This is a genomic window from Synechococcus sp. H60.3 (assembly GCF_047462295.1).
Taxonomy (GTDB): domain Bacteria; phylum Cyanobacteriota; class Cyanobacteriia; order Thermostichales; family Thermostichaceae; genus Thermostichus.
The window spans coordinates 2176-8831 of sequence record NZ_JANSIY010000107.1 but is presented as its reverse complement, the minus strand read 5'-3'; the positions used below and the strand labels follow the sequence as shown (position 1 = coordinate 8831).

The following is a 6656-nucleotide window of genomic DNA, read 5'->3' as shown; positions in this document are numbered from 1 at the left end:
TCCCAGACCTCTGCTGAGGACATGCGCGCTGCCTGGCAAAAGGGACAGGAGCTGTTGGCCCAGACGCTGCAGACCTTTCCCCCGCGGCCTGGGCTAAAGATCAGCACTCAACTGGTGGAAGGGGATCCCAAGGTGGTGGTACTGCAGGTGGCCGAGTCCCTGCCCAATCCCCTCATCGTGATGGGATCCCGCGGGCGCAACCGCATCATGGCCATTTTGCAGAACTCGGTCAGCCAATACGTCTTCCAGCTCGCCTCCTGCCCCATGCTGCTGGTTAAAGACGACGCCTACGTCAAATACCCCAGCCATGTCATGGTGGCCCTCAACAACTCCCCTGCCGCCCAGGCTGCCTTTGCCACAGCCCTGGATCTGGTTGCCGGTATCCCGGGAGCCCAGATTTTTCTGGCCTCGGTACAACTGGATGCCGATGCCCAAGGCCGGGACGAGGTTATAGACAAAGCCATTGCCACCCTCAGAAGCCGCCAAATTCCCCACCGGCTGTTTACGGCGGTCGGGGATCCGGGCACCGAGATCGTCCGCTTGGCGGAAGAGAGCAAGGCCGACCTGTTGGTGATGGGATCCCCGGATCGCCGGCCCAGTATTGCCCGCAGCATCCCTGACCTGGATCGGCTGCTGGGGCGCTCCATCTCCGACTATGTGCGGGTGCACATCGGCTGCCCTGTGCTGATGGTGCGCTCGGCCCAAGACTGAGGGACCCCTAAGGCAAGATAGAACGGCGCTCCGTCACGCGGTCGCTTTGCTGCTGGCGATCCGGACTGACGGCCCAAGCCTCGAAGATGAGTTCAGGAACGCCGGGGGGAATGGTCATGCGGGTGAGGGCTTGCCACCGTCCCTGGTCATCGCGGGAGAAGTCCAGCAACCAACGGGGGCCATCCACCAGCGAGCGGGTGCGGCCGTGCTTGACCCAAAACTTAATCCACAAAGGAGGCTGAGAGGTCGAGCCACTGGCAGAATTGACCGAGGCCGGCAAACGCAGCACTACGTCGAAATTGTCACCTGCCCGCAATTGCTCGGGCACCACCAGTTGCGGTACCGGGCAAGCTGCCGGCACCTGGGGGGAAAGAGGCGAGGTTCCCGGACTGGCGGCGGCGAGCGGTGGCGGCGGGGCCGCCTCCTCGCGAGGTGGCTCCGGTTGGGCGGCAGGTTCGGGTGCGGTGTCTGCTAGGGGGGCAGGGGAGGCTGGGAGCTCTTCTGGCTGAAGCGGGCTGGGAGCTCCTCCAGCATCCTCTTTTCCCGCAGGGGTGCTGCGCTGCCAGATGCGCAACAACTTCTGCAGGGTGCGTTCGGGGGAGAGCAAAGGTGAGGTCGGGGAAGAACTGTCGGCTGCGGCTGGCGTTTCTTCTTGCCGCTGCTGACCAGCAGGGATCCCGGAGGAGGGGGGGAGGACTTCCCCCTGGCCGCGACAGCGAACGGAAAAGGAGATCCGCAGCGGCTCTGGATCCGGCCAGGAGGACGGAGTAAGGCGCAGTTCCCCCCGCAACGGACGGCTCCAGGTATAGCTCGGCAGGGTGATGGGAATGCTGAACACCGCTGTCCGGGCTTCAGCCGGAAATTGAATCAGCCGTTGCCCCTCGAAAACCGGGCTCTGTTCCCCTTCACCTTCTTGCCAAACTCGTACCCGCAGCTCGCCACTGCAGCCAATCCGCCCCGTCAACACCAGCACCTCATCGGGGGATCCCTCCAACTCGCTGTGCATCAGGGAAAACAGCTCTGGCGGGATGGCAGCCGCTTTGGTCTGGGCAGAGGGTTCGGGCCCCGTTGGCTGGGCCGCCAAAGGTGCTGCGGGTTCCGGCTGAGCCGAGCCGGGCACAACCTGGAGACGGAGGCAGTTGTTCAGCTCTGTCTCACCAAACAGCTCGGCAATCAAATCGGCATCGCGGCAGTGGAACTCCCAAAAACCAGGGGCGAGGTGGGTGGCCGGCAGGATGATGCCGATCCCCTCCTCGTTGGTGCGCACCGAACGGGTTTGCAGGAGCGAGGTGGTTGTCTTGGAGTTTGCTCCTGCCGGGGATCCGCTATTTTCGGTCGGCAGAGGGCGCTGGCGGACTTCCACTGTGATGGTGAAGTGGGGCTGGGGGGAACGGGCGACGATGGTGTAGGTGTCCTCTTCCAGAATGGCTCCCTCGGCTGATACCGGCTGCCAGTCTTCTCGGCCGTTGCGCCGCACCCAAAAACTCAACATCACTCCATCACCTCTGGGACGCCAAATACTGCACCAAGTCAGCTTGCAAGAGGGTTTGCTGCTGCCCCGTGGGCAAGTGCTTGAGCTGCACCTCCCCGGCTGCAGCTTCTGCGTCCCCCAGCGTAACAGCCCAGGTCGCACCGCTGCGGCTGGCCCGCTTGAACTGCTTGCTGAAAGCGCTGCCGCTGAGATCCAGCTCGGTGCAGAAGCCGGCTTGGCGTAGGGCTTGGGCGATCTGGAGGGATTGGGCCTCAGCCTTTGCCCCGCGGGAGATCACGTAAACCTCGACCGGTGTTGGCGGAATCTCCCCTTGTTTCTTCTGCAGCAGCAACACCAGCCGCTCCAGGCCGATGGCCCAGCCCACCGCCGGGGTCGGCGGCCCGCCCAGCTCTTCCACCAGGCCATCGTAGCGCCCGCCCCCGCAGACGGTGCTCTGGGATCCCAGCTCCGGCGAGATGATCTCAAAGGCGGTGTGGGTGTAGTAGTCCAAGCCGCGCACCAGGTAGGGATCCAGCTCATAGGGGATGTCTAGGACCTTGAGATGGGCTTGCACTTGCTCGAAGAAAGCGCGTGAGTCAGCACTGAGGTAATCGGGCAGCTTGGGTGCTTTCTCGGCAATGGCACGGGTATGGGGATCCTTGCTGTCGAGGATGCGCAAGGGGTTGCGGCTGAGGCGCTCTTGCGAGTCGGGATCGAGCTGCTCTTTCAAGGGGGTGAGGTAGTCCACCAGGGCTTGGCGGTAGGCCCGCCGATCCTGCGGATCCCCGAGGGAGTTGAGCCGCAAGGTGAGGTTTTCTGCCCCCACCGCCCGCAGCAGATCCCAGGCCAAGGCGATGACCTCGGCATCGGCACGGGGATCCCGGCTGCCCAGCAGCTCTACCCCCAACTGATGGAACTGGCGTTGCCGCCCCGCCTGGGGACGCTCGTAGCGAAACATGGGCCCGCAGTACCAGAAGCGCTGCACATCGCCTGCCACCTGCAACCCGTGCTGGATGTAGGCCCGCACCACGCCGGCGGTGTTTTCGGGGCGCAAGCTCACCTCCTGCTCGCCGCGGGTGCTAAAGGAGTACATCTCCTTACCCACCACGTCGGTGGCGCTGCCAATGCTGCGGGCAAAAAGCTCCGTCAGCTCCAGAATCGGGGTGCGGATCTCTTGGTAGTTGGCCCGCCCCAAGATCTCGCGGGCGCTGGCCTCCACCTGCTGCCAAAGCCGTACCTCCTGCGGCAAAATGTCGCGGGTGCCCCGCACCGCCTGGATTTTCTCCATGTTGGTTCCTCTTGCCCAGAGCCCCGTCCTGGGAACCAAGGGTTCATGTCAATGCCATCATATCGGCAACAGCGTTCCTGCTGCTGAGGGGCAGAGCTAGCCCCGGCTCAAGCGAGCGTAGAAGGCCGCAACTTGGCTGCCGGCGGCCACAGCCGCCGTGGTGGCTCGCAGGATCGTAGGGCCCAAAGAGACAGGTACTCCGCCGTAGGCTTCCGCCTGGCGGCGCTCCATCTCTGTCCAGCCGCCTTCAGGGCCAATGGCCAGTGCCACGACAGGATCCCTCCGTTGCGGTAGGACTTGCAGCAGCGGGGGGGCCTCTCGGCGGGCGACGGCTATACCCCACCAATCGGCTTTGAGCTCGGCTAGCCAACGGGTCCATGGGGTGGGTGGGTCGATCTGGGGCCAGCGCAACCGCTCACATTGTTCTGCGGCCTCTTGCACAATTTTTTGCCAGCGTTCTTGCCGCCCAGATCCCGGCTCCACCACAGTGCGCTCCGTCAGCAGGGGGGTAATGCGCGCTGCCCCCAGCTCGGTAACCTGGCGAAACACCTCATCAAACCCCGGCCCCTTGACCACCGCCAAGCCCAGATGCAGGTAAACGGGCAACTCCCGCGGCAGCGCCTCCACCTCGCCCGCAATTTGGGATCCCTGCGGCTGCCAATGGGCCAGCCACAGCTTGCCGGAGCCATCCAACACCAAGAACGGATCCCCCGGCTTGAGGCGGCGCACTCGCTGTAGGTAGTGCTGCTGCGGGCTGGTCAAGTGGAGCCCACCCGCGGGATCCCGTTGGGCCGGGTCGATAGCCAAGCGGGGCAGGGAACTCAGGTCGTGCGTGCGTTCAGACAGCACCACTCCCCCCGTCGCCAGAGGGCTGCCACCACCCATTCATTGGCCTCCAACATCTCCGCCACCAACTTGGCCTGCTCGATGAGGATACCGCTGAGGATCAGCCATCCCCCCTTTTTCACCACCAGGCCAAACTGCGGGATCATATCCAAGAGCACGTCCGTCAGAATGTTGCACACCAGCCCATCCACCATCTCGGGAATATGCTCCAGGCTGCCTTTGGCCACCACAATGCGATCCGTCAGGCCGTTGAGATCCCGGTTCTGGAGCGTGGCCTGCACCGCCAGCGGGTCAATATCCACGGCATAAACCCGCTTGGCTCCTAAGAGAGCTGCCGCCACCGACAAAATGCCCGAACCACAGCCCACATCGGCCACTGTGACTCCCCCAGCACCCCCCCCAAGGCGCATCTCCAGAGCCTCCAGGCAAAGCTGGGTGGTCGGATGAGTACCTGTGCCAAAGGCCATGCCCGGATCCAGCCGCACCAGAAGACGACCGGGGTGGGGGGGTGGATCCAGCCAGGCCGGACAGATGAGCAGCTTGTCCCCGACCGGTTCGGGCTGCCAGTGTTGCTTCCAACTGTTGCTCCAATCCTCTGCCTCTATGCGTTCCCAGCGCAGCTTGGGAAGGGGCTGGCCGGCAACAAGGGCGTCTTGCCGCAGGCGCAGCGCCAGAGCAGCCAAATCCAGGAGCGTGGCGCGGAACCAGGGCAAATAGGCATGAATACTGATTCGATCTTCACCGTAGGCCTGGCTGGCCATGCCCTGACAACCAAAGCTCTCCAGCCGCCAAAAGATCTGATCCTCCTGGGCAGGGGAAGCAACGATGTGGAGATCCCACCAGGCCCCATCGGGATCCGGCCCTTGGGCAGGCGAGAGCGGGCTGAGGTTGGCAACGGTCGTGCTCACAGGGATCCCTTCAACAAACCTAAGGAAAACCGAAATTTTGGCTAACAGAATAGCGATCCAAGTCGCCAGCAGGCTAGCACTTAATACAGAACTCTATATCAGAAATTGTAGTAATTGCAGTCTTCCCCTCAATTCATCGTTTAGGCTTTAAGAGCCTGCCCCATTGTTCCTGGTTAGTCTGGGATTTGAAGGCGCACACTGTTGACTCAGCAGCGACGCAGGGATGGACTCCCCCCAATTGGGGGATGGCCCTCAGCGGTTCCTTGGATGTCCAGCTCAGCCTTATGAGATAGATTAAATCCAAAAGTATTGAACAAGAATTGGGTACAGCGTTGACGCTCGCTTCGAGCCCCAGTGATTTTACGGATAGATGGGGTTTCGCCAGGGCGTGTTGAGCAACGATAGAGAGGAAGCAATGCAGGCGGCAAAGTCGATGTCAACTGAGCAGTCAGCGCAGCAGCCGAAGGTGGCTCCTCTTGCCAGAGAGGAAAGGGCTGCCCATGAGGATCCCCAGCCGCTCGAAGTCAGCCCTCGCAAGCACTCCGTCCCGCTGACGCGAACGGCTCTGATGCGGCGCTTCAACCAGAGCTTTCCGCCTTTCTACAGCCAGTTTGTCAGCAGCGAGGTTCAGGTTCAAAACTTGCGTCTGGCCTATGCCCTCTACCAAACCCGCAAGGCCGTGGTACAGATGCAGGACGAGCGCGGCAAGACAGTAGTTTGTCTGGCCTATCGCAACCGCCCTTCTCTGCTCAGCGACCTGTTTGGGGTGCTCACGGCATTCAATCTCTCGGTACACGGCATCCATCTCTACGGGCAGATCTACGCACCCCACTTGGTTTTTATTCGGGTCACCGTCTCCCGCGATGGCCACAGCCTTTCCTCCCAGACCAAGCTCAACCTAGAACGGGCCATTCACGAGTGCTTGGCAGGGGTGTTTCCCGTTCATGAAACTTTGGCGCTGGAGTTTGATCTCAAGGCCGGCTTGAAAGACACCCAGGTTTCTTTTTATTTTGACCCAGTGTTTCATCTGCCCACGCTGTTGGTGGATGTGGACAACCAGCCGGGCGTGTTTTACCGGGTGATGACCGCTCTAGCGCAGGAGGATTTGACTGTGGTTAACCTCAATCTGATGCTCCGCCGCAAACGGGCGCGCTTCATTTTCTACTTGCTGGGACCGGATGCAACTCCAACCATGCCAGAGTTCCTAGGGCAAAAATTGGCGTTGAGCATCCAGCAGCGGCTGCAAGGGGAGCTTGTCTAGATCTGCACTAGGTCTGCATCGGACTGGGGGGCAAGTCAAAAAGGACGGTGCTCATGTAGCGCTCGGCCCAGGCGGGGCCAAAAGCTTTTTCTAGAACGCGGCGGGTGCGGTCGTTCTGTTGTTGCTGGCTGCAGTAGCGCTGCTGCCCTTGGTAGTGAACCAGGATCTGGA

General features: G+C 62.0%; 6 protein-coding genes and 1 pseudogene. 2 read left to right on the top strand and 5 right to left on the bottom strand.

All coding sequences use genetic code 11. From position 1 onward, the window contains the following. On the top strand, positions 1–711 hold a 711-nt coding region (locus tag NW841_RS10510; RefSeq protein ID WP_414386319.1), incomplete at its 5' end, for a universal stress protein. 7 nt (positions 712–718) lie between these two features. Here NW841_RS10510 and NW841_RS10505 read toward each other — a convergent pair. The 4 genes from NW841_RS10505 to prmA all read right to left on the bottom strand — a co-directional run bounded on the left by NW841_RS10505 (position 719) and on the right by prmA (position 5113). Continuing rightward, positions 719–2203 (bottom strand): hypothetical protein, encoded by a 1485-nt coding sequence (locus NW841_RS10505; RefSeq protein ID WP_414386317.1) that lies wholly within the window; start codon positions 2201–2203, stop codon positions 719–721. 7 nt (positions 2204–2210) lie between these two features. Continuing rightward, positions 2211–3470, bottom strand: coding sequence for a histidine--tRNA ligase (hisS, locus tag NW841_RS10500; protein WP_414364641.1), 1260 nt, complete (start codon positions 3468–3470; stop codon positions 2211–2213). Positions 3471–3566: 96 nt separating this feature from the next. Then, positions 3567–4319: a 16S rRNA (uracil(1498)-N(3))-methyltransferase gene (locus NW841_RS10495; protein WP_414386315.1), complete on the bottom strand. Its 753-nt coding sequence runs from the start codon at positions 4317–4319 to the stop codon at positions 3567–3569. Beyond that, a complete protein-coding gene (gene prmA / locus NW841_RS10490) occupies positions 4292–5113 on the bottom strand; it encodes a 50S ribosomal protein L11 methyltransferase (protein WP_414364651.1) in 822 nt (273 codons plus the stop codon). The genes NW841_RS10495 and prmA overlap by 28 nt, the downstream gene beginning before the upstream one ends. 544 nt (positions 5114–5657) lie before the next feature. Here prmA and NW841_RS10485 point away from each other — a divergent pair. Continuing rightward, a complete protein-coding gene (locus tag NW841_RS10485) occupies positions 5658–6485 on the top strand; it encodes a hypothetical protein (RefSeq protein ID WP_414386313.1) in 828 nt (275 codons plus the stop codon). Positions 6486–6492: 7 nt separating this feature from the next. Here the strand turns inward: NW841_RS10485 and NW841_RS10480 are convergent. Next, positions 6493–6656, bottom strand: a pseudogene (locus tag NW841_RS10480) (phycocyanobilin:ferredoxin oxidoreductase); the annotation flags it as partial.

Bases quoted from the DNA above. Each gene is read 5' to 3' on its own strand.
- hisS (WP_414364641.1), bottom strand. From the start codon at position 3,470: ATGGAGAAAATCCAGGCGGTGCGGGGCACCCGCGACATTTTGCCGCAG.
- NW841_RS10485 (WP_414386313.1), top strand. From the start codon at position 5,658: ATGTCAACTGAGCAGTCAGCGCAGCAGCCGAAGGTGGCTCCTCTTGCC.
- NW841_RS10505 (WP_414386317.1), bottom strand. From the start codon at position 2,203: ATGTTGAGTTTTTGGGTGCGGCGCAACGGCCGAGAAGACTGGCAGCCG.